We start from the raw sequence: 22,758 nt of genomic DNA, 5'->3' as shown, positions 1-22,758 counted from the left end.
TTGGGGCTTATTAGCTTAACAAAAACAAATAGAGGGGTTTTATGCTGTTTCTAGAATTTTAGCTAGAAGGAGTTGAAGTTATGATTATGAAAAGGGTAGTGATTATTACTGTGGGTAAAACTCATTCTGGAAAAACAACATTTGCAAGGGCTTTGGAAAAAAAGTTAAACAATGCTTTTGTTATGGATCAAGATAATCAAGCTGAATTTATAAACACATATTATAAAAACTTACTACCCAAACAAGGGCCTAATACTCTTAAGCATTCTCTATCAAAGCTAATAGTCGATTATGCTAAAAGAAACACTGATCTTAACTTTATAATTTGCAACTCAAATCGAAGTCGAAAAGGACGATTATATTTGCTAGGTGAGTTGTTTACAACTGATGAGTATGTCAGAATCTTGGTCCATTTTGATATTCCTGATGATGTTCTTCAAGAACGGGTTACCCAAAGTCGAAGAAGGACGAATATATTTAGGGGTCCGTATTCTAATTATGAGGATGTCCTTGTTAGACAACAGGCTGAATCTTTTAAAGAAGATGTAATTGATCCAATAGAAGGGGAAGCAGACTATTTATTTGTAATTAAAGACAATGAGGATGTCAATTCAGTTATTCAAAAAATTATTCATATAGCTGAATGAAGGTGTCTTAGTAATGTCAGACATCATATATTCAAATTCAGGAAAAAAACTATTGTTCAATTCTCTTTGTAAATTAATTGAACAATAGTTAGATAAATTAGAATATTAATTAGCTAAATAGGGAAAAAGCAAGTGCGGTTTTGTTATTTCAGATGTGATTTACGGTTGATGGGTATCGTCTTCGGAAGTGGACTGAGCATTGTGAATAGATAACTACAAGAAGATACCCGTTATTGGTCGTTAATGTTTTTTTACTAGCACCAACCTAAGGTAAAATACTGCTTAAAGTCCGTTAGATTCAAAAAATCTCTTCTTGATTAACGGCCATAAACTTGATGATTTATTGTTGGCTCTTCTTTTATTTCTTATCTCATCAGATGAATAAACTTAAAATTAATACCATTAATAACCCTACAACAGAGTTGACTAATTCCAGGAGTCCCCATGTCTTAAAGGTATCTTTCATGGAGATGCCAAATGTTTCTTTGAATAATAAGAAACCACCATCATACATTAATGTAATCGTATTGGAACCACACGCGACAGCTAAAACCATCAAAGCAGGATTTAAATCAAATTGTGTCACCAAAGGAGCTACCATTCCAGCAGATGTTATCGCAGCAACTGCTCCTTGTCCTGTTAGAATGCGAATAATTGCCGTAATAATCCATGCAATAATAAAAGGCGAAACAGGAATATCATTAACAAGATGAACAATATGATCTGATACTCCACTATCTATAATCACTTGCTTTATAATTCCTCCAGCTGTAATCACCATAAGGACATCAGCAATTTGAGAGATTCCTTGACTTACTGTTTTGGTTAAATCCGACATTTTTTCTCCACGGCGTATGCCTAATAGGTACATAGCTGCAAACAAAGCTAATAACATTGAAATTTCTGCTGAGCCAATGAATGTACATAGTTTTCCGACAGTAGAATCATTTCCGAAAACTGGTTTCACAATGGATGATATAATCATTAAAATGGCTGGAATCAGTGGAATGATTATAGAATTTCTAAAGGAAGGTAATTGTTCCTTTGGTATCTCATCTACTGGCTTTAAAATTGAATTTAAAGGCATATCCTTTAATCCCGGTATCATTCGTGGCAAGACAATCCCTGCACAAAAAAGGGTGGGAACAATGACGATAGCTCCTAAAATATAAACCTGTGCAATATCTGCATTAAATGCCGCGACTAAAGCTACTGGCCCGGGTTGTGGTGGAAACAAGCTGTGTCCCATCGTTGCCCCGACTACAGTTGGAACAATCAATTTCATATAGGGGATCTGTGCTTTTTTTGCAATATTCAGAACTAGTGGAACGACTATCAGAAATGCCACCTCATAAAACATAGCAATCCCAAAAATCACTCCAATAAACATCAAACCAACCGGTAAAAATTTAGTTCCGCATTTTGCGATTACCGTGTTGGCAATTTGTTGACTTGCCCCACTATCGGTCATGATTTTTCCAATTATTGCCCCAAAAACGATAATTAAGGCGAGATGACCAAAAATTCCGCCAATTCCGGTTTCAATAGTAGTAACGATTCCATCGATCGGCATACCTTCCATAATGGCAATAAATATTCCTACCACTAATAATGCAATCACATTGTGTAACTTGAACTTTAAATTGAATACCATTAATAATCCGATTCCTACGAGTACCCACAAAAGGGCTAACATTGGTGCCATTATATTTCCTCCTAAATCAACTGATTCAACACGTCTTCTTGTATTCGTTAATGACCTGTTGAATTCTCATCCATTCTGCTTTCATGATTGTTAATATGACAAAAATTACTTTCTAGCTTTTTTGTAAAGGCTTACAAAATTAAGTAACATACATAGGGTTTAACACTCAATCATATAGTTGATATTCTTTCTATCATATGAGGGTATGACAATACTTCTCTAGCAAATGCTAGGCACCAAAATAAATAGTCTTTAGGTAATCTTCAAATATTAATTCGTGGGGTTTATATCTCTCCTAAAACATAGTTTCCAATAAGGAAACTATGTTTCCTTATTTATATTAAGAGTATATTCATTACTAAATTAAAATGCAAGCGCTTTTATTAATAAGAGTCAATTAAACAAGTCTTCTTGAATATGTTAGAAGTTTGAGTTTTGTGATTTTTCACCGTTTCCTTTATTAAAGGTGTGGGATTATTATTGCATAAAAAAAGCCGATAGTTTTCGCTATCGACCAAATCCGTGTTTATTTTTATAATTTTTCTTCCACTTTTTCTTTTGCAACTAAGAGGGAGGAATAGATTTCTTGTTTCAATTCTTTAGTCATTCGGTACTTTGGTATGCTTATACTCATAGCACCATAAACTTCACCAAACTTAGTAAATGTAATTGCCGCACTTTGAACACCCAATTCATACTCTTCTCGATCAATTGCATACCCGTCTTTGCGGATTATTTGAATTTCTTTCATAAATTCATCAAAATTAGTTATTGTATTTTCTGTATATTGAATGATATCCACAGAATGATAATAGTCCTTAATGACACGATCCGATTTTACAGCAAGGACCGCTTTCCCCATTGCTGAAGCATACATCGGAACATCTTGTCCCACGCGGGAACGTAAATTCACTGTTGAAAATGCCTCATATTTTTTTAGATACATCATTCGTCTATTCTGTTCAATTCCTAAATGGATGGTCTCTCCAATTTTTGAATGAAGTTCCTCCATGACTGGTGTTGCTAGCGTTTCGATATTGAATTGTCTAGCAGCTGCTGCACCATATCCAATCAATCGGCTACCCAATGTAAAGCGGTTCGTTTGTTCATGTCTGATGACAAGGTTTAAATCCAACATGGAGTTCATAATTTTAGAAGCAGTTCCCTTATTCAATGTGAAGGCCTTGCAAATCTCCATAAGACTTACGGGAGCCTCAATATCTCTTAAAAAATCCATTATCTCAACCGCTTTATATAAAACACTGCCGTATTTCTTTTCTTCCGACACAATCAAATCCTCCTAGAACTATGATTATTTATTAAATGATAGAATTTTATAATATTGATTCTTGCATGATCCAGTCTTTTAAATAAGAAAAAGGAGTACCTCTCCATAATTCCGAATTGAGTAAGTGACTATAAACTCAGAGACTGGAGGAAACTCCTTTTATTTATTATAAGACAGAAAGCTCTTTTAGTATCAATGTAAAGAAAAGATATTTGACGAGCTATAAGCTAATACGGTAATTATTAATTGTTTATATGATAACAGGCTGATTTCTTGTTCTGATGTGGAAAACCACTTCTTGATGGGTTATGGTGAATCGTATCATTAGTAGGTGACATTTTATAGTAAGAAGGGTTTTTCTGCTTCACCTAACGGGGGAGGATATTCACCTAACGGGGGAGGATAATTTTACAAGTATGACATTTACTTATAAAGAAACTTTATGTTACTATTATAATACTAATTTTACAAATTAACCCTTAAATAACTCCCTCTTATTTAAATGATTGGATTAACAATTCATTACCATTTTAACCCAGGTTTATTCAGTATGTAAATATTCAGAGATACAATTCAAAAATTCAAAGGAGTGAAACCAATGTAAATCAATATTTCTCATTCGAAACAATTGAATAAGAGGGGTTATTTACATTGAAGAATAGATCATTTAAAGTTCTACTAGCTGGACAATCTTTAGCTAATGCTGGAGATGTTTTTTATATTGTTGCGCTTATAACAAGTGTTTACAATGTAACACATTCATTATTTTATGTATCGTTGGTTCCTGCAATAAATATGCTTGGTGGATTTTTAGGCGGATTATTAGCACCACTGCTAATAGATCGGTATAAGTTAAAAACGATTTTATTTAACTCTCAATTCATTAAAACTTGTTTCTTACTTATGCTAACCCTGTACGTATCATTATTATTAACACAAGATACGATTGTGACAATTTATATAATTATTTTCTTTATCACTTTTTTAGATAGTTTCTCTAACCCATCAAGTAGTGCATTGATACCTCAACTTGTTTCAGAAGAAAACTTATTAAAAGCAAATAGTCTAATGTCTTCTATGTATCAATTCATTCAGATGGGTGGGTGGGCCGCAGGTGGTGTATTAGCAGCATTCTTGCATACTAATGGGCTATTAATGTTGACGTTTAGTTTGTATGTACTATCTACGTGCTTACTGGCATTTGTTAAAGTCAAAGAAAAAAAACCATCTGAAGAACAATCAGTAAAGGAAAGTAAATGGGCTTCATTGTTTGAAGGTTGGAGAATAATTGCAGGTGATAAGAGGCTACGTGTCCTCCATCTAACGCTAATTTTTAGTTCTATAGCTGGTCCAGTTTGGGTATCGTCCATTCTATACCCTTTTATAGACATAAGGCTAGGGGTAGGAACTGAGTGGTGGGGCTATATAAACACTTCTTTATTATTCGGATTATTTTTTGCCGGAATAGTTGCATATAGACAATCTGATTTCATAAACCGAAATATTCTAAATTTGATATTAGTTGGAGGATTTATGGTCTTTCTAATGACTATTTTGTTTGGACTAAATGTACATCCCATCTTATCTCTTTTACTGATTGGTATGTTTGGTCTATTCGAAGAGCTGAGGATGATTTCTATTCATACAATCATCCAAAGTTTAGTTAGGGATAAGCTTTTAGCTAAGGTTTATGCAGTTCAGAGTTCTTTAACAATGGCAACATTCGGAATATCAACCCTTATGATGGGAATACTGGGACAGCGATATAGCATAGTTGTTGTCTTTATTATTGCTTCGATATCCTTATGCTTTTCCTTTTTTTATATTGTTACCTCTAGAAAGTATTTAACATTCACTATAGGTGCATCTAATATTAACCTAGAAAAGCAGTTGTAAATGATTAAGACAAAAAGCCTGTATCGATGATTACTTGGTAATCAAAGATACAGGCAGTATATTTGGATAACTAATGATTCATATATGGCACTCATTATCTTTTTTGGTGTCGTATCCGGAAGATACTCTTCATTAAGAATGAATTATTAAGACCTTTCCTTAATACCAAATAGTTCTCGTAATGGATAATTTAGAAAGAGGTATGTTGTAGTTAAAAGAAAACAAGGTGGACAGGAGATATAAGGTGAATAAATTAACAAAACGAGTTTTTATATGGTTAAGTGTACTAGTTGCCCTGTTTATTCTTTATGTAGCTTTTGATTACTTGGATAACCAAAAAAAAGCAGAACAAAGTAGGGCATTTATGGAAGAAAGTAATGAAGTGTTAAATGATTATTATATTATTGCACTAGGAGTCAATCCTCATAACAAAACGATTAAAGTACACGTACCATTAAAGGAAGAAAAAAGGAATGAATTGGCCTATTCTTTGGCACTTATCGCCGAGAAGCATGGTATGGAGGATTATGAAGTCATAGTTAAAGCTGTAAGAAAAGGGAATTCAATTGAAATTTGAGAATTATGACGACTAATTTAACTAGAAGATGTTAAGGCAGGCAGGGTGATATCTGTTACCTTTTTTTATGAATAAAGCACTTACGTTAAGGGGGCCAAAATGGTGAATGTACGATATTCAACGACAGAAGAAGAAAAGCATAAGGTCCTGTCCTCTTATTTTAAAAATGGAATGGATAGTAACTTAGATACTTTTCCAAGAAAAGAAAAAAGAAAACTAATAGTTCTACAAAATATTATTAAACATTTTGAACCGAGTAGAGTATACAGTGAAAAAGAAATTAACGAAATATTAAAAATGATATTTAATGATTTTGCAACCATCAGAAGGGCCTTAATTGATTATAAATTAATGGAGCGAAATAAGGACTGTACCGAATACTGGATAAAAAATTAATTAGAATAATAACATATAAGGTATTAGTAGATTCGTCAGTTATAATAGGAGGGTTTATTTATCCGATAGTAAGTAAAGAGAGAACGCCATATAAGAGTTCAGGCTTCTTGCTAAACTAAAAAGTATATAATTGAAAATGGGCTTCAAAGAAATGAGCTTGGAAATACATTTTCCAGCTCATTTTTTTGTGCCATATTATTACCTTTAATATAGTCTAATATAAGTAAACTCCAAAAAAATGAAGGTCTTTCTTCATAGTTATTTAAAATGGATCATAGGCAAAGCTTTCTATAACTTCGTTTGGTTTTCCGTCTATAATTAACATACTTAGAATTTCACCATTATTCTAATTTTTGAAAGCTTTTTCGCCAGTTTACTTCATTTTGCTATTAAAGTCTGCTTCCTCCAGAGGCATCAATAACTTGCCCAGTAATCCAACGCGCTTCCTCAGATGCTACAAATACAACGATATCAGCAACATCTTCAGTCGTACCCACTCTCGAGAATGCAGAAAGTGCCTCTGCTCCAGCACGTCCTTCTGGGGTCGCAAGCATATCTTCGTTCATATCAGTATCCGTAATTCCCGGAGCTACTGCATTAACCGTAATGCCTTTTGAAGCAAAATGTGGAGCTAAGGCCAAAGTAAGGGTGTCAATAGCTCCCTTGGAAGCCGAATAAATGGTATGTGTAGGTCCAGCAATACGAGTAAAGCCAGTAGAAATGTTAATGATTCGTCCTCCGTTCCTAATAAACGGACTAGCTGCTTGAGTAATGAAGTATGGAGCTTTTAGGTTAACATTAATAACATCTTCAAACGTTTCAATTGACGTTTCTTCAAATGGAATGGCTGGTGAAATGCCTGCGTTATTAATTAAGATGTCCAAGTGCACTGTCCCCAATTCCAAGCGAGTTGCCTCTTCAAATGCGGTCCATAGCCTTTTTACACCTGAAATACCCGTAGTTAAGTCTGCTTGCAATGCCACGGCTTTTGAACCCAAGGACTTAATATCATCAACAACCTTTAAAGCAGCACCCTTATTATTGGCGTAATGAACGCCTACAAATTCCGCTCCGCCCTCAGCTAATTTTTTTGCTATTTCAGCACCTATACCACGACTTGCCCCTGTCACCAAAGCAACCTTGCCATTGAATTTTCCTTCGTTTGCCGACATATCATCTACTCCTTTAAAGATAAATTGAATGCATAATCAATACTAAAAGATTATAATAATTTTGAATAGTACGATATTTAAGTATCATTACGATCAAATGGTATATCAAGAAGGAAGTACAACAGTTTAAAAGCAAGTTTGTTTTTTGGGTTTTCTTATAGAGGTATATTGACTTAGAGCAAAGGAGGAGGTGAAGTTTCATGATTGAATTAACAAGTGCTGATTTAAATTGCCCGTTCACTACAGCTCAGAAGGTATTGTCTGGTAAATGGTCTCTTATAATTATATTTCACCTAAAGGACGGTCCCATACGATTTAACGAACTATTACGGAAATTTGACGGCTTAACGCACTCATCACTGACTAAACAACTGAGGCAACTGGAAAATTTTAAACTTATTCATCGTGAGGTCTATAATCAGGTTCCTCCAAAAGTGGAATACTCATTAACCGATTTGGGGAAAAAGCTCTATCCCACGATTAATGAGCTGACGGAATGGGGAAGCAAGTATATTGATGATTGCAAGAGTGTTGAAGGATAACTGAAGCTAGTCGGGCCTCAATACGCTTCATAGCCGGTCTGTTGCGTTCACTACTTTTTTGAATGATTGGGTGTATTTATTCAAATCCTAGGAGTGATGTCCCCTGATATGACTGGGCTTTAGAGTAAGATGAGAGGGGAATGCTATAACGTTGAGGATTTTAACGGAGGCTTCTCATGAGTTCAGCGAACTTTTGAGAAGCTTCTTTGCTATGTCAAGAATATAGGGGCTTCTACAATCATGAAACCACAGAAAGGAATTCAAGATTTTAATCTGAAGAGTAAGTTACATAATTAAAGATGACGATATCAGAATCAATTAAACTAGTTATTTTTAAGGATTTTTTTCAAGTGGACAAGCTGAAACGGTAACTAATCATTGCGAGCTTGAATACTAATGTCGCTTATTGTCTTGCTCCAGTAGACGCAATAAACTCTCGTCGGTCCCTGATCCAGGTACCGGGACGTAGAAACACCAGTGCAGGCCTGGATCGTTATCGACTACAGAAGCGGAATGAATCACGAACTCCATCTCCTGTGAGTCTGGAAGACGAAATAAAGCAGTTGCGACCCGCTTTTGCTTGATTTCATAGAGATCCCAGAAATGCACAAACTCCTCACTTTCCAGCCTCAAACGTTCGAACCGTTCCATATACAATGGATTATCCTTATAACGGTCTATGTTTGCTCGCACCATCGCCGTCATGTACCGGGCATACCCCTCCCAATCTACCAGTCTTTGTCGGTAATCTGAATTAAAGAACATAATGTTCATCATATTCCGTTCACATAGCGGCAGACTACCAAAATCGGCTATAATCAGTTCAGCTGCCCGGTTCCAGGCGATAACGTCTGTTCCTTCGTCTGTGACAAAAGATGGATAATGCAGTTGATCAACGATTTTTTGCAAAAATTCGCTATCTGATTTTTCACTATTTAGCACTGCACCTGCACTCGCCGGGTCTACATTTGCCAAATCAAATAGATGCTTTTTCTCGTCTTCATCCAACCTCAGCGCGTTACTGATATTTAGCAATACTTCCGGAGACGGATTAACCTCTCTGCCTTGCTCCAGCCAAGTATAGTAAGTCATGCTTAAATTAGCGAGATAGGAGACCTCTTCTCTTCGAAGCCCCGGGGTGCGTCTTCGTCCGGGAAGAGGCTTTATCCCCACCATTGAAGGGTGCAATCGTTCCCTGCGTGATTTAATGAATTCACCCAATGCGGATGAGGAATGATTCGTTTTCACATGTATGACCTCCCATTAATCCTATGTGAGAATACAAATCGAAACTAACAAAATTAACCAAAATATACTTGTGCACGAACATTATATCTTGTTAAAGTGTCCGTTGCAACAGGACATAACCTCCACGGAGAATGGATGCCTGTTAATCCCGCTAATAGTATAGATATGATGTGGTTAACAACCTCTACCGACAGTATGATTAAGGTATTACGACAGAGAAGAGATGTCGATAGGAGGTTTTGTTTCGTGAACAAGTATGCTTATAGAAACAAGCTAGCTGTAGTCACCGGTGCTTCATCCGGAATAGGGAAGGCGTACGCTAAAGAACTGGCGGCACGAGGTTGTCATGTCGTTCTGGTAGCGCGCTCCAAGGACAAACTCGATGCAATGGCTGAGGAAATGAACCGCCAGTATGGAGTGAAGGCATATGTGTTGGCTTGTGATTTATCCAAAGCGAACGCCCCGCGTCAACTGGCTGAACAAATTTCTGAACTGGGTTTGTCGGTCGATATTCTCATCAACAACGCAGGCGTTGGCACTTATGGTCGTTTCGAAGAATTAGATCCAGAGCGTGAGCAGGAAGAGATTATGCTGAACACGGCATCGTTAGTCGATCTTACGCATCGGTTGCTGCCTAATATGCTGAGGCGAGAGGACGGAGTAATCGTTAATGTGGCTTCGATGGCCGCGTTTATGCCATGTGCTTATTCTACAGTTTACGGGGCTACCAAAGCGTTTGTATTGTCCTTCTCGGAGGCGCTATGGGCGGAAACGCACGGGCGAGGCGTACGCGTGCTCGCATTGTGCCCAGGTGCAACAGAGACTGGGTTCTTTGATGCGGTTGGCAGTGATGAGATGGGAGCGGGTCAAAAGCTCTCGACCCCGGAGAAGGTTGTACAGGCCGGAATCCGCGGGATTGACCAGGGACGCAGCTATATCATCGATGGCCGTAACAATTACCTTATGGCTCAAATGATCCGAATTTTCAGCAGACGCAGGGTAGCTCTGATCATGGAAAGCATGTCAAAGCCAAAAAGATAGGGGAGAAGAATGCAACACCTTCTTTGAGATGCTGATGTTCATGTTCATAATTTAGTATATGCCTTTAAACAGTCCAAAAATTTATGATTTTAGGTATGCTTTTTACTCGACTCCAGATGATTTTAATGTAGAGACGCTGTTGTGGTCTTTCTCATTATTGACACATGAGGTCCCCTATAATATAGAAAGGCTTTTAGAGGAAGTTATTTTCTATTCACACGTATAGGCGTTTGCATTAGGGTTCCCCACATGACTTAAGTGTCTATCATTTCTTAAAAAAAATGGATAATGTAAGTTCTTAGTTAACTATCGGGGCAGGATAGCTCAACAAGGATAATTCACGATGAAATTACCACCTAACTGAAGTTATTAGAACTTGTGGTGACGGAACCAATAGTTGTTTGAAAACAAGAAGTTATGTAATTAATTTAAAATTATGTTTATTGGGATAATGTCAGTGGTATTAAATGGTAAAGGAGGTGATGGAATGAAACGTTTATTTGTAATCGTTAGTACCGTTCTGTTCGTTCTGGTTGGTGGATTGGTAGTGGGTTCTTCTACTGCTCAAGCAAGTGTTCCACGTTATTCTTTTCAAACAGAAGATGGAAAATGGGATGGTGAAATTTATAATCCTAACAAAGGAAGTGACATACAAATAGAACTAGTTTCCCCGATCTATTTAAAGACCTCTACTGGAAGTAAGAAATTAACTGATTATAGTAAGATACAGGTTCGCCTCGTCAATGCTAAAACGGGAAACACCACAGTCTATCAGAGCTTAGCAGGTGGTAAGACGTTATTCACTGGTATGAAACCAGGTAAATTTTATGTTGATGTGATAGATGGATACTCTTCTGGTAAAGTAAAAGGAAAATTAGATATAGTTTTCATGAACTAGCGCAAGTGTTAGTGTCTAAAAAGACTGCCAATTGGCGGTCTTTTTTTTTAGGCTCTGTTCGCAGAGATAGCTGCTCTAGATACCTTATCTTATTCAACTAACGGAGCAGGTTAGTATATTAAGAAAAATTCTCAAAGACAATTATTAATAATCTCAAGATGTCAGAAATGACGGCTTTTCTTTTTCTTGTAATTTAACTGAGAGGAGAGTTTACAACTATTCTCCTCTTAGTTAAAATATAAACAGGAGATGAGCAGATGAATTTAGAAAATAAAGGGTCTTTATCAAAAGTTCAACATCGAAAACTTGTTGATGAGGTTTTAGAGCAATTAAAAAATTATTTACTTTCAGGGAAATATAAAATTGATGATAAAATTCCAACAGAACCCCAATTGATGGAGGAATTAGGCATTGGTCGTTCGACACTGCGTGAAGTAATTAAAATATTGGTTTATGCTGGTGTTCTTGAAGTAAGGCAGGGAGATGGCACTTATATTCGTTCTCTTCATCTTTCTTCAAATAATTTTGAACAAAAACTGAATGAAGCAACAATTGAGGATATTTACGAAGTAAGGCGAATGCTGGATTTAGAAGTGGTAAAATTAGCAGTCCAAAGACGTTCAAACGAAGATTTACTTAAAATGAAGGGCTGCTTGGATAAAAGGAACCAGGCACTTCATTTAGGGAATTATTCGGAATATATTGATTCAGATATTCAGTTTCATCTGGCTATTGCCAAAGCAAGTAAAAACGATGTTTTATATGAGTTGTACCAAACCATTACTCCCAAACTACGAACTATTTTGAGTGGGCTTATTCTCAAAACCAATAATTATAATGACAATACTAATATTCACGTACAGTTATTTAATTCAATCTTAAATCAAAATGCAAAAGAGGCAGAAAAATTTGCGATAGATAATTTGGAGTTGAAATAATCTCCATTTAACCTTAAACATCTGATGATATGCTGAATATATATGATTGAATTTTTATTATATATGGAGGTTTTAAAATGAAAAATCAAAAATATCAAGTCAAATCATTAAATGTGGGGAAAATCGAAACACTAACCTACGGCAAAAGAACATTCGAATCAGCTATCAGAAAGAAATCTGTCCTAGAACCCATTTTTTTAAGTAAAACAGGATTTATGAGTGATGAACAAGCTTATGAACATCACGGTGGAGAGGATAAAGCTCTATGTTTATATCCTTATGATTACTACTCCTATTGGAGTGATATTTTAAATAATTTTAGTAATATAGCCTTGTTCGGCGAGAACTTAACAGTTGAAGGATTAAAAGAAGATAATGCTCATATTGGAGATATTTTTACTTTTGGTGAAGCAGTAATTCAGGTCTCCGAACCCCGAAATCCTTGCTATAAACTTGCTGCAAAATATGAAGTACCCAATATGGTTATTCGAATGAGAGATACTGGCTATACAGGGTTCCTTTTAAGAGTATTGAAGGAGGGGATGGTAACACCAAACGATGACCTAGTGCTTCTTGAAGAACATCCTCAACAGGTTTCTGTATCATTAGTTAATGATATAAAATTTTTTGACAGATTTAATAAAGAGAAACTAGAAAAAGTTTTATCGGTTGATGCTTTATCAGAAAATCTGCGTGCTATTTTATTAAAACAATTTCTATCTAAATCAACAAATCGATGGGAATAGTTCTTTTTGAATGGCTGTTTTCGTAAATATTGTTGCTATTTCATAATGGATCAAAAAAAACTCGCAATAGAAATTTGCGAGTTTTCTTTATTATATAAGGATCTGCTTAATCCGCTAAATCACCCGTTAGTATAAGTAGATCTCTTCACACACTATTAATATATACTTTATTGTAGAAAGGATTTTATGTAACTGATTGCTCGAATATCGGTCAAATGGGCGTAGTGACCACCATTTAGTTCTTTAATGATAATATTAGACTTTCTAATTCGAGTAACTTGACGATGTATTTTATTTTGAAGTTTTAGAGGTTTGTTATAACGATTCCCATAAAGGACGAGGCAGGGCACTTTAACCTGACTTAGCATTCTTGGCATATTGCAACGATATAGTGCCAAAAGAAGACTAATACCTCTTAATGTAGTTTCTTGCTGATTTTCAATTGCTTTTCTTACAAATTCAGTGTCTACAAGTTCCAAATTTTTGATCAACGTATTAATTTCTTCCTCGGTTTTTTGTTTTGAGATTTTATCTGTATTTTGTTCTTTTTCTTCACCTAGAAATTTTTGTCCCAAAATTCTATGTAAAATACTAATTCCAGGGAGAAAATACCCAACTGACCCAAACATCTGAACAGGAAATCGTTCAATTTTAGCAAAGTCAATATCAAGTAAAATCAGTTTATTTACCTTTTCGGGATAAAAATAGGCAAAGGATAATCCAATACCTCCTCCTAAAGAGTGACCAATTATTGTGATTTTATCTATTTGTTTTTCTTCCAAGTAATCATTTAACCATTTTGCTGCATCACTCATTTTTACTACTCCATCAAGCCCTTCGCTTCTACCGATTCCAGGCAAATCCAACAAATGAATATTGAATTTTTCAACTAATGATTCTGCGATAGGCATTCCAAAATCCCCTGCCCATCCAGTGCCAGGTAAGAAAACTGCTGTTTCATTACCCTTACCCAATACTTCTACAAAAGGATTCACTAACTGCCCCCCTATTTTCGATTTCACCAAATGAAAAAGAACTTTTTAGACATATAGGAAATTGCCGATAAATTATATGCATACAGAGAATCTTATTACACTAACCGCCTTCGTTAGTTGAACAAAATTTTTTTTATTATCCTAATTTTAACATAATTCTCCTGCCATATTTGCTTATTGGTCGGCTTATTTCAAAATTTTGGCACACCAAAGAAACCATTTGAGCAGATTTTTTTTATGCTGACCTTAACATTTCAACTGTAGAATGCTTTGAGTTCCGGCAAGAACCTAAGAGTAGCTGTTTTACCCGTTCAGATTTAGCTATAGATTTTGATTGGTTAATATATTTGTACCAGAAAAGATAGTTATCCAAGTACTTGGTGGCCACACCTTGAAACCTTTGCATAAATTTCTTGAGTTGAGTGTGATAGGCGTTGACGTGTTTTTTTCCTAATCCACAAGAAAGATTGTGCAGAAAGGCATTACAAAAATAATACTCAGCCGCCTTATTGAGATTTCCGCATAACTTCATGCTACACCAACGTCTTTTTCCTGATTTTGATGTAGCTACAAAGTAGAGTTTGCACTCTTGATGCTCGCATTTCCTAATGCGATTGATTGAGGTGTTTTCCAGTGTGTGTGTAATTGAGTCATTAATACTGTATAGGATGTGACCGATAGCCGTTATGCCTTCGGCGACCAATTTTAACGTTTCATTCTTGGGGAGTAAAGTCAGGCTTACATTAACCTTACAAACGAACCTTTCAAGTTGATCCAAAGTGCTTAGTGAGAGTCTCCCTTTTTGCTCTAAATCAGACAAAATCAGCATACTAAGATGACGCAGCATATGAAGCTCACCTATTAACGAATCCAGCAAGTCTTTGGTCTTTAAAGCCAGAGCATCAGACTCACGCAACAGACTTTCCTCCAACCATTGAAAAGCGTTTGATTTATCGTCCAGGGACATTTTCCTTTAGAAGAAGAGTTGGACACCAGTGCTTTTTTGACAAAACAATTTTTAAGAGAACGTTTAACGTAATATTGATTGTCTTTGAACCATATATCATTGGCTTGGAACCTTTGCTATGAATTTGGAAGGGAAATGAGAGTGGACTATTAACAGTTTGCTAACATTGCAGATATTAAAAAAAGTTGCTCATGAGTTAATCATACTTTTGGGAAGCTTCTTTTTTTCTTGGGTAACATGGGGGTACACGTTTTTGTTATTTGTTCAGTACATTCATCTACTCCGTTTTTGTAACAATAAAGTCTTTATTGTGATAATCTAGACCTAGTAGCGAATTTTGGTATTTTAGTGACCTTTAAAGCCTTGAGAACATCTTCAATTGGAATATTTTTCCGTATGGAATCTCTTTTCGTGTGATCAGGTCTAAAGAATAGGTTCATTCAAAGATAAGCAATCCATTAAACCAAAAAATAGGTGATTTTGAAATGTTGAGAATAGTGCTTCCAAGTATAGCTATGATTGCTGTAACATATGCTCTTGCCCGACTTAGTTTTGGATTGTTTCTTCCCGATATATCCAATGCGCTTGGATTAAGTGAAAGTGATGGTGGCTTTGTTGGTTCTACAGGGTACGTTTCCTATTCACTTGCTTTATTTATTTCATCGTTCTTAATTAGAAAGTTAGGACAACGTAAGGTGAATAATTTAGCAGGTCTTACTGCTGTAATAGGGTTATTAGGTATAGCTACTGCAAATTCATTCGTTTATTTGGTGATTGCTGTATTTGTAGCAGGCATAGGTAGTGGATTAGCATCTCCAGCTCTTAGTCAAATGGCAACAAATATGTTTACAAGAGAAAAGCTTGACCAGGCAAATACCTGGATAAATAGTGGGACAAGTTTTGGGGTGATTTTAACGGGACCCATCGTATTATTGTTCACGGACCAATGGCGACTGTCATTTTTCTTTTTTTCATTTATCGCAGGTATAGTCCTCATTTGGAATTATTTTATTATTCCATCTAATAAAGATCAAAAAGAGGACTCTTATGATAACACAAACTGGTTATCAGTAATAAAAAGAGCAAAGTTCTTAATAACAGCTTCCCTGATAATAGGTATATGTTCTTCTATTTTCTGGACGTTCTCAAGAAGTTTTATAACAACAGAGTATGATATGACGACTAAAGAAAGTGTTGTATTTTGGATTGTCATGGGAGCGGCAGGTATCGTAGGAGGAGTGGCAGGAGGTTTAATACAGAGAATTGGTCTAGGATGGTCTTATCGTTTAATCCTTTTAGTATTGTTAGGATCAATCGCAATGTTAAACATTTCAGCTGAGGTATTTGTTTATATATCTGCAGGGTTATTTGGAGTTACGTATATACTTATTACTGGTTTGTATATTGTGTGGGCAACAAGAATCTTTGAAAAATCACCAGCAATAGGTGTTAGTTTATCGTTTTTATCTTTAGGTATTGGTCAGTCCCTCGGTTCTTTCTTAGCAGGGAAAACAATAGAAATGACATCTTATCCGTTAGCTTTTATTTTGTTTTCTATTTTAGGACTCGTTGGTTTATTTGTGCCGACAGAGAGTAAACATGTACCCACACCCTGAAAATTCTACATCCATATTTTCACTCAATTGTGTAAGTTATATATAGTACAGAGAGTTCGTGGTGGATGTAGATACCAAATATATATTAAAATAGAAATTAGTCATAATAAAAGGGAGTTTTTATACATGAACCAGTCTTTACAAAATAATAAAAGTACTCAAATATTAGATGAAACTTCCGTTTTAGCAGCATTAGAGTTTAATTTATCTATGATAGAATTTAATTTAAATAGAGAAGTGATTTGGGTAAATGAAAATTTTGCGAAGACTTTGGGATATACAGTCAATGAAATGAAAAATATGTTCCATGAACAGTTTTGTACAGAAGAATTTAGAAATAGCAGTGAATATAATAAGTTATGGGATAATCTCGCAAAAGGAAAAAAGTTTCAGGAAAAAATTCAGCGGGTTGGTAAAACCGGAAGTTTATTTTGGTTTGAAGCTACGTATATTCCAATTTTAAATGATGAAGGTAAAGTTGGATATGTTCTTAAAATCGCCACTGATATCACTGAACGTGAAAATAACACGATAAAAATCATTTCTCAATTGAAAGAAATGCCAGCTGCATTAGTAAATATTGTGGTGGAAAATTCTTCTGAAAAAATACAAGCAGTTGAATCGCTAAAGAAACAAACTGATTTGATAAGTGATGTAGCCAAAAATATACGCAATATTTCCTCGCAAACAAATGTACTTGCATTGAATGCAGCCATTGAAGCTGCACGTGTAGGAGAACAAGGAAGAGGATTTAAGGTTGTAGCTGATGAAGTAAGAAAAATGGCTAGTAATGTTGATGAGGCTATTAAACAAGTTAATTCTAACGTTGAAAATATTACAAAAGAAGTTGGAAAGGTTAGCAAAATAACAGATGATTTACAAAACACAGTCAAAGAAACTCAGACCATATTCAATAAGACAATTGGAGAATTTGAAGGTGTTACTAAATAAACGAGTATTAAGTGAATAAGGAATATAGCAATACTGGTCTAATTGTGTTTCGGGATTTTTTTCAAAACATTTTGTTATAATTTATAAGAATATTCCTTCAATGGTAATGAATTATCACTTTAGAAGGGCTTCCATCTGTTACGAAGGATGGTAGCCCTTTTGTTCCATGATGTCAGTTACTTGGTCGTAAGTTGTTCATCATTATTTGTTTATCTGGATAGCATTTTTTATCCTTTTTTCCTCGAGTTTATTCAATTGTAGGCCATTTTTGTTTTAATGCACTTATGAAGGTTTGGACGTTTCTCTTATCTTTCATTATAGGTGAATACACATAGGAAAGCGTTCGTGGAAAAGTCTCGTTTTTCACCTGTAGAATAGACAGTGTTTTGTGTTGCACATCTCGTTCAATGACACTACTGGATAAGAGGGAGAGCCCCATTCCATTTTTTATGAGTGTTTCCTTAATTCCCTGATTGCTGCTGATGGTGAGAAGCGATTTGATTTTCAGTCCATTAGAACGGATAAGATGGTTAAGGTATTCACGTGTACCCGACCCCACTTCTCGAGTGACCCAGGCTTGATTTTGCAAGTCGGCAATCGTAATCTCTTTTTTTCTGGCGAGTTCATGATTATTGGATGAAACAATAAATAATTCATCTTGCATGAAAGAGTGAACGGAAAGCTCCTTCTCATTGGTCTGGCCCTCAATCAAACCGATATCTACATTATATAACCGGACAGATTGGATAATTTCCTCCGTATTGCCGATCACCACTTGAAGCACCAGTTCAGGGTAGTCCTTTTGCAAATCGATGAGTAAAGCAGGCAGGATATACTCACCAATTGTAAAACTGGCACCTATTTTTAATTCCCCTTTTATTGTGTTATGACGTTCTTCGATATCGCGTCTTGTTTGTTCGTAAATGGTGATCATTTGCTTTGCTCGCTCGTATAATATCTCGCCAGTTGGGGTGATTTTTATATATTTTGGAGATCGTAGAAGCAACTTAGTCTGGAATTCTTGCTCTAATTTTTTAATATGTAAACTAACATTTGGTTGTGACATTAGAAGCATGTCAGCTGTTTTTGTGAAGTTTTTAACCTCCACAAGGGTTACAAAAGTTTTTAATGCATCGTAATACAAGAGAATCCCACCTCATTATAAGTAATCCTAATAGATTTAATAATATATATATATTTTACTAATGATTTTACATCTGGTAAAGTTTAACTAGTAATATCTGTAATTAGCATGTCTTTTAAGGTAGATTGTCGATTTAGTTATTTTATGTTTTTATAATAGAATTAAATATTTGAATATTCGTTATACATAAGTGTGAAGTTATTATTCTTTTGTGAGGTGGAAATCGTTGCAACTTCAGGTAATGAACAGTCCGTTTAGTCAAGAACAGGCAGATTTACTTAATCGCCTATTGCCAAATTTGACAGATACACAAAAAGTTTGGTTGAGCGGTTATTTGTCTGCGACCCAGTCTTTTTCTCCGTTAACAGAAGCACCATCGCAAGTTCTTGTTAAACAACAAGAAAAAACCATATTAAAAGAAGTGACCATTCTCTACGGATCTCAGACAGGCAATGCCCAAAGGCTTGCTGAACAAGCGGCTAAGAAGCTTGACGAGAGAGGATTTCAGGTAGTCACTTCATCCATGAGTGAATTTAAGCCGAACAATTTGAAGAAGGTCAAAAACCTTCTTATTACTGTCAGTACGCATGGTGAAGGCGATCCGCCGGATAATGCGTTGACCTTTCATGAATTTATTAATGGAAGACGTGCGCCGAAATTGGATGATTTTCATTTTTCCGTTCTGTCGCTTGGAGATAGCTCGTATGAGTTTTTTTGCCAGACGGGGAAAGATTTTGATGAGCGGTTAGAGGAGCTTGGCGGAACAAGGCTTTATCCGCGCGTTGATTGCGATTTGGATTACGATGAACCTGCAACGGAATGGCTAGAAGGTGTTATTGCGAGCTTAAGTGAGGCTGGGGAAGCGACTATTGTCCCTTCTGCTGAGCAATCAGTTGCTGGTGAATCAGTATATTCGAGGGAAAATCCATTTAAAGCAGAAGTGCTGGAGAATTTAAACTTGAATGGTCGTGGCTCGAATAAAGAAACTTGTCATCTTGAATTATCGCTGGAAGGGTCAGGACTGACGTTCGAACCTGGGGATAGTCTTGGGATCTATCCAGAAAATGATCCTGCTGTTGTGAATCTTATACTTGAGGAAATCCAATGGCCGCCTGAAGAAAAGGTGACTGTCAATAAACAGGGAGATGTTCTTTCGCTAAAAGAGGCACTCACATCTCATTTGGAAATTACCGTATTGACGAAATTGCTTCTTGAGCAGGCTGCACAGCTTACAGGTAATGAAAAATTACGGGAGCTATTATCACCAGGAAATGAAGAAAAGTTAAAAGCATACCGTCAAGGAAGAGACCTGCTTGATCTAATCCGTGATTTCGGTAAGTGGGGAGATTCGGCACAAGAGTTCGTTTCCACTCTTCGGAAAATGCCGGCCCGTCTTTATTCGATTGCGAGCTCTTTATCAGCAAATCCGGATGAAGTCCATTTGACAATAGGAGCAGTCAGATACAATGCACATGGGCGTGAACGGAACGGTGTTTGCTCTATATTATGTGCAGACCGTTTAAAACCTGGCGATACTTTGCCGATTTACATTCAACAAAATCAAAATTTCAAGCTGCCGAGTGACCCTACTACACCAATCATCATGGTTGGACCAGGAACAGGCGTGGCTCCGTTCCGCTCGTTTATGCAGGAACGTGAGGAAGCGGGCGTACAAGGTAAATCGTGGATGTTTTTCGGAGATCAACATTTCGTGACGGATTTCCTTTACCAGACCGAATGGCAAAAATGGCTGAAGTCAGGTGTGTTAACGAAGATGGATGTTGCGTTTTCGCGTGATACCGATGAAAAAGTATATGTGCAGAACCGGATGACTGAACATAGTGCTGAATTATATGGTTGGTTGCAAGAAGGTGCAGCCGTTTATATTTGCGGAGATGAGAAAAACATGGCACATGATGTCCATGAAACCCTTATTGGAATCATCGAGAAAGAAGGTAGCATGAGCCGTGAGGAAGCGGTAGTCTATCTTACCGATATGCAAAAAGAAAAAAGATATCAACGAGATGTATACTGAGTTTGGATCGAAAGGAGAGAAATAATATGGTGGATTCTCTAAAATCAATACTAAAAGCACCTGACGGCCCGCCAAGTGACGTCGAGGAGATAAAAGAAAGAAGCAACTACTTGCGCGGTACGCTCATGGAAGTCATGGAAGACCGGATCAGTGCCGGAATTCCGGATGATGATAACCGTTTGATGAAACATCATGGCAGTTACTTGCAGGATGACCGTGATCTTCGTAATGAACGCCAGAAGCAAAAGCTTGAGCCAGCTTATCAATTCATGCTGCGCGTCCGGATGCCCGGTGGAGTGGCGCAGCCTGCGCAATGGCTTGTTATGGACGAACTTGCCCAAAAATATGGAAATGGCACGTTAAAGCTGACTACACGCGAGACGTTTCAAATGCACGGTATTTTAAAATGGAATATGAAAAAAACCATACAAGATATTCATGCATCCATGCTCGATACGATTGCTGCATGTGGTGATGTGAACCGAAATGTCATGTGCAACTCCAACCCCTATCAATCTGACATTCATGGCGAAGTTTATGAATGGTCAAAAAGGCTGAGTGATTATTTATTGCCCCGAACAAGGGCCTATCATGAAATTTGGCTTGATGAAGAGAAGGTGGTCGGAACACCGGAAATAGAAGAAGTGGAACCGATGTACGGGCCGCTCTATTTACCACGGAAGTTCAAAATTGGTATCGCTGTTCCGCCATCGAATGATATTGATGTATATTCACAAGACCTAGGCTTCATTGCAATCGTTGAGGATAGTAAACTTGTTGGTTTTAATGTTGCGATAGGTGGCGGCATGGGAATGACGCATGGCGACACAGCTACATATCCTCAGCTTGCTAAAGTAATCGGCTTTTGCACACCAGACCGAATTCTGGATGTAGCGGAAAAGATCATTACGATTCAACGGGATTATGGAAATCGTTCCGTCCGAAAAAATGCCCGCTTCAAGTATACGGTGGATCGGCTTGGCTTGGAAAATGTAAAAGCTGAACTGGAAAACCGTCTTGGTTGGAGCCTGGATGAAGCGAAAGAATATCATTTCGACCATAACGGGGACCGTTATGGCTGGGTGAAAGGTGTGCAAGACAAATGGCATTACACACTGTTTATCCAAAGTGGTCGGATCGCAGATTTCGATGATTACAAGTTGATGACTGGTTTGCGTGAAATCGCTAAAATCCATACAGGGGATATCCGGTTAACGGCGAATCAAAATTTGATCATTGCCAACGTCACAAGCCAAAAAAAGAACGAAATCAATGAATTGATGGAACTGTACGGTTTGACGGATGGCAAGCATTATTCAGCTCTTCGTCGCAGTTCACTTGCATGCGTTGCACTTCCCACATGTGGTTTGGCAATGGCAGAAGCTGAGCGTTATTTACCGGATTTACTTGAGAAAATCGAGAGCATTGTTGATGAAAACGGTCTGCGGGATAAAGAAATCACCATCCGTATGACGGGTTGTCCTAACAGTTGTGCACGTCCGGCCCTCGCGGAAATAGGTTTTATCGGAAAAGCGCCAGGCAAATACAATATGTATCTCGGGGCCGCTTTTGATGGCAGCCGTCTAAGTAAAATGTACCGCGAAAATATTGGCGAAGAAGAAATATTAAGTGAGTTGCGTGTACTTCTTTCTAGTTATGCGAAAGAGCGGCAGGAAGGTGAACACTTTGGAAACTTTGTCGTCCGCACAGGAGTCATAAAAGCAACAACAGACGGGATGAATTTTCACGCTTAATCTGATGAAATGAGACAGGATTTGTACCTGTCTCTTTTTTTGAATGATTTCTGTCCAAAATTTGGTGTGGAAAACCAGAATATTAGATAGAATGATAATTGCTATTTTAGTTTTAGGCTATAGTAGAAGTAAAGATTGACTTAAAGCTCCAAACTCGAATATAGATGTTTGGGTTTTTTATTGGGACCTTGTTCAAAAATAT

Annotated in this window: 19 protein-coding genes and 2 pseudogenes; 13 read left to right on the top strand and 8 right to left on the bottom strand. The window is 36.8% G+C overall.

Annotation, left to right across the window (positions count from 1 at the left end; translation table 11 throughout):
* The first annotated feature begins 86 nt into the window (after positions 1-86).
* Positions 87-647 carry an ATP-binding protein gene (locus ACQKL5_RS03490; protein WP_427606976.1) on the top strand — a complete coding sequence of 187 codons (561 nt, stop codon included), beginning with the start codon at positions 87-89 and terminating at the stop codon, positions 645-647.
* Between the two features lie 373 nt (positions 648-1,020).
* Here the strand turns inward: ACQKL5_RS03490 and ACQKL5_RS03485 are convergent, their stop codons facing one another.
* Positions 1,021-2,352 (bottom strand): gluconate:H+ symporter, encoded by a 1,332-nt coding sequence (locus ACQKL5_RS03485; RefSeq protein ID WP_427606642.1) that lies wholly within the window; start codon positions 2,350-2,352, stop codon positions 1,021-1,023.
* Between the two features lie 532 nt (positions 2,353-2,884).
* Positions 2,885-3,640, bottom strand: coding sequence for an IclR family transcriptional regulator (locus ACQKL5_RS03480; RefSeq protein ID WP_427606641.1), 756 nt, complete (start codon positions 3,638-3,640; stop codon positions 2,885-2,887).
* 651 nt (positions 3,641-4,291) lie between these two features.
* Between ACQKL5_RS03480 and ACQKL5_RS03475 the strand changes: the two genes are divergently transcribed.
* From ACQKL5_RS03475 to ACQKL5_RS03465, 3 genes are all read left to right on the top strand, one after another.
* Entirely contained in the window at positions 4,292-5,536 is a 1,245-nt protein-coding gene (locus tag ACQKL5_RS03475) for an MFS transporter (RefSeq protein WP_427606640.1), read from the top strand.
* 244 nt (positions 5,537-5,780) lie between these two features.
* On the top strand, positions 5,781-6,113 hold the full coding sequence (locus ACQKL5_RS03470) for a hypothetical protein (RefSeq protein WP_427606639.1): 333 nt from the start codon (positions 5,781-5,783) through the stop codon (positions 6,111-6,113).
* Positions 6,114-6,215: 102 nt separating this feature from the next.
* The gene (locus ACQKL5_RS03465) at positions 6,216-6,509 is read left to right on the top strand and encodes a DUF2087 domain-containing protein (protein ID WP_427606638.1); all 294 of its coding nucleotides are present in this window, start codon (positions 6,216-6,218) and stop codon (positions 6,507-6,509) included.
* A 389-nt stretch (positions 6,510-6,898) separates the two neighbouring features.
* Here ACQKL5_RS03465 and ACQKL5_RS03460 read toward each other — a convergent pair whose 3' ends face one another.
* The gene (locus ACQKL5_RS03460) at positions 6,899-7,681 is read right to left on the bottom strand and encodes an SDR family NAD(P)-dependent oxidoreductase (RefSeq protein WP_427606637.1); all 783 of its coding nucleotides are present in this window, start codon (positions 7,679-7,681) and stop codon (positions 6,899-6,901) included.
* Between the two features lie 200 nt (positions 7,682-7,881).
* Here ACQKL5_RS03460 and ACQKL5_RS03455 point away from each other — a divergent pair, with 200 nt between their 5' ends.
* A complete protein-coding gene (locus ACQKL5_RS03455; protein ID WP_427606636.1) occupies positions 7,882-8,223 on the top strand; it encodes a winged helix-turn-helix transcriptional regulator in 342 nt (113 codons plus the stop codon).
* Between the two features lie 393 nt (positions 8,224-8,616).
* On the opposite strand, the gene ACQKL5_RS03450 is transcribed toward ACQKL5_RS03455, so the two are convergent.
* Positions 8,617-9,471, bottom strand: coding sequence for a helix-turn-helix transcriptional regulator (locus ACQKL5_RS03450; RefSeq protein WP_427606635.1), 855 nt, complete (start codon positions 9,469-9,471; stop codon positions 8,617-8,619).
* Positions 9,472-9,717: 246 nt separating this feature from the next.
* On the opposite strand from ACQKL5_RS03450, the gene ACQKL5_RS03445 reads away from it, so the two are divergent.
* The 4 genes from ACQKL5_RS03445 (at position 9,718) to ACQKL5_RS03430 (ending at position 13,094) form a co-directional block, all read left to right on the top strand.
* Positions 9,718-10,512, top strand: a complete 795-nt coding sequence (locus ACQKL5_RS03445) for an SDR family NAD(P)-dependent oxidoreductase (protein ID WP_427606634.1) — start codon at positions 9,718-9,720, stop codon at positions 10,510-10,512.
* A 487-nt stretch (positions 10,513-10,999) separates the two neighbouring features.
* Complete coding sequence (locus ACQKL5_RS03440) at positions 11,000-11,410, top strand: hypothetical protein (RefSeq protein ID WP_427606633.1); 411 nt, start codon at positions 11,000-11,002, stop codon at positions 11,408-11,410.
* Positions 11,411-11,667: 257 nt separating this feature from the next.
* Positions 11,668-12,348: a FadR/GntR family transcriptional regulator gene (locus ACQKL5_RS03435; protein WP_427606632.1), complete on the top strand. Its 681-nt coding sequence runs from the start codon at positions 11,668-11,670 to the stop codon at positions 12,346-12,348.
* A gap of 77 nt (positions 12,349-12,425) precedes the next feature.
* On the top strand, positions 12,426-13,094 hold the full coding sequence (locus ACQKL5_RS03430; RefSeq protein ID WP_427606631.1) for an MOSC domain-containing protein: 669 nt from the start codon (positions 12,426-12,428) through the stop codon (positions 13,092-13,094).
* 167 nt (positions 13,095-13,261) lie between these two features.
* Here ACQKL5_RS03430 and ACQKL5_RS03425 read toward each other — a convergent pair whose 3' ends face one another.
* The 3 genes and pseudogenes from ACQKL5_RS03425 to ACQKL5_RS03415 form a co-directional block, all read right to left on the bottom strand.
* Positions 13,262-14,089, bottom strand: coding sequence for an alpha/beta fold hydrolase (locus ACQKL5_RS03425; RefSeq protein WP_427606630.1), 828 nt, complete (start codon positions 14,087-14,089; stop codon positions 13,262-13,264).
* A 235-nt stretch (positions 14,090-14,324) separates the two neighbouring features.
* Positions 14,325-14,534 (bottom strand): annotated as a pseudogene (locus ACQKL5_RS03420) (IS1595 family transposase); the annotation flags it as partial.
* A 57-nt stretch (positions 14,535-14,591) separates the two neighbouring features.
* Positions 14,592-14,918 (bottom strand): annotated as a pseudogene (locus tag ACQKL5_RS03415) (CGNR zinc finger domain-containing protein); the annotation flags it as partial.
* Positions 14,919-15,541: 623 nt separating this feature from the next.
* Between ACQKL5_RS03415 and ACQKL5_RS03410 the strand changes: the two are divergent.
* Both ACQKL5_RS03410 and ACQKL5_RS03405 read left to right on the top strand, forming a co-directional pair.
* Complete coding sequence (locus ACQKL5_RS03410) at positions 15,542-16,672, top strand: MFS transporter (RefSeq protein WP_427606629.1); 1,131 nt, start codon at positions 15,542-15,544, stop codon at positions 16,670-16,672.
* A 126-nt stretch (positions 16,673-16,798) separates the two neighbouring features.
* A complete protein-coding gene (locus tag ACQKL5_RS03405; protein WP_427606628.1) occupies positions 16,799-17,623 on the top strand; it encodes a methyl-accepting chemotaxis protein in 825 nt (274 codons plus the stop codon).
* Positions 17,624-17,870: 247 nt separating this feature from the next.
* Here the strand turns inward: ACQKL5_RS03405 and ACQKL5_RS03400 are convergent, their stop codons facing one another.
* Complete coding sequence (locus tag ACQKL5_RS03400; RefSeq protein WP_427606627.1) at positions 17,871-18,767, bottom strand: LysR family transcriptional regulator; 897 nt, start codon at positions 18,765-18,767, stop codon at positions 17,871-17,873.
* Positions 18,768-18,993: 226 nt separating this feature from the next.
* On the opposite strand from ACQKL5_RS03400, the gene ACQKL5_RS03395 reads away from it, so the two are divergent.
* Entirely contained in the window at positions 18,994-20,802 is a 1,809-nt protein-coding gene (locus ACQKL5_RS03395) for an assimilatory sulfite reductase (NADPH) flavoprotein subunit (protein ID WP_427606626.1), read from the top strand.
* Positions 20,803-20,828: 26 nt separating this feature from the next.
* Positions 20,829-22,556, top strand: a complete 1,728-nt coding sequence (cysI, locus tag ACQKL5_RS03390; protein ID WP_427606625.1) for an assimilatory sulfite reductase (NADPH) hemoprotein subunit — start codon at positions 20,829-20,831, stop codon at positions 22,554-22,556.
* Positions 22,557-22,758 lie beyond the last annotated feature (202 nt).

Origin of the sequence: Peribacillus sp. NPDC097675 (genome assembly GCF_050277655.1) — a bacterium.
Classification (GTDB): Bacteria; Bacillota; Bacilli; order Bacillales; family DSM-1321; genus Peribacillus.
The sequence above is the reverse complement of the archived record's forward strand: the minus strand, read 5'-3'. Positions and strand labels throughout refer to the sequence as shown.

What these genes read in the sequence shown, in the direction of transcription:
- ACQKL5_RS03435 (WP_427606632.1), top strand. Translation starts at nt 11,668, where the DNA reads ATGAATTTAGAAAATAAAGGGTCTTTATCAAAAGTTCAACATCGAAAA.
- ACQKL5_RS03440 (WP_427606633.1), top strand. Translation starts at nt 11,000, where the DNA reads ATGAAACGTTTATTTGTAATCGTTAGTACCGTTCTGTTCGTTCTGGTT.
- ACQKL5_RS03410 (WP_427606629.1), top strand. Translation starts at nt 15,542, where the DNA reads ATGTTGAGAATAGTGCTTCCAAGTATAGCTATGATTGCTGTAACATAT.
- ACQKL5_RS03405 (WP_427606628.1), top strand. Translation starts at nt 16,799, where the DNA reads ATGAACCAGTCTTTACAAAATAATAAAAGTACTCAAATATTAGATGAA.
- ACQKL5_RS03460 (WP_427606637.1), bottom strand. Translation starts at nt 7,681, where the DNA reads ATGTCGGCAAACGAAGGAAAATTCAATGGCAAGGTTGCTTTGGTGACA.
- ACQKL5_RS03455 (WP_427606636.1), top strand. Translation starts at nt 7,882, where the DNA reads ATGATTGAATTAACAAGTGCTGATTTAAATTGCCCGTTCACTACAGCT.
- ACQKL5_RS03485 (WP_427606642.1), bottom strand. Translation starts at nt 2,352, where the DNA reads ATGGCACCAATGTTAGCCCTTTTGTGGGTACTCGTAGGAATCGGATTA.
- cysI (WP_427606625.1), top strand. Translation starts at nt 20,829, where the DNA reads ATGGTGGATTCTCTAAAATCAATACTAAAAGCACCTGACGGCCCGCCA.
- ACQKL5_RS03430 (WP_427606631.1), top strand. Translation starts at nt 12,426, where the DNA reads ATGAAAAATCAAAAATATCAAGTCAAATCATTAAATGTGGGGAAAATC.
- ACQKL5_RS03490 (WP_427606976.1), top strand. Translation starts at nt 87, where the DNA reads ATGAAAAGGGTAGTGATTATTACTGTGGGTAAAACTCATTCTGGAAAA.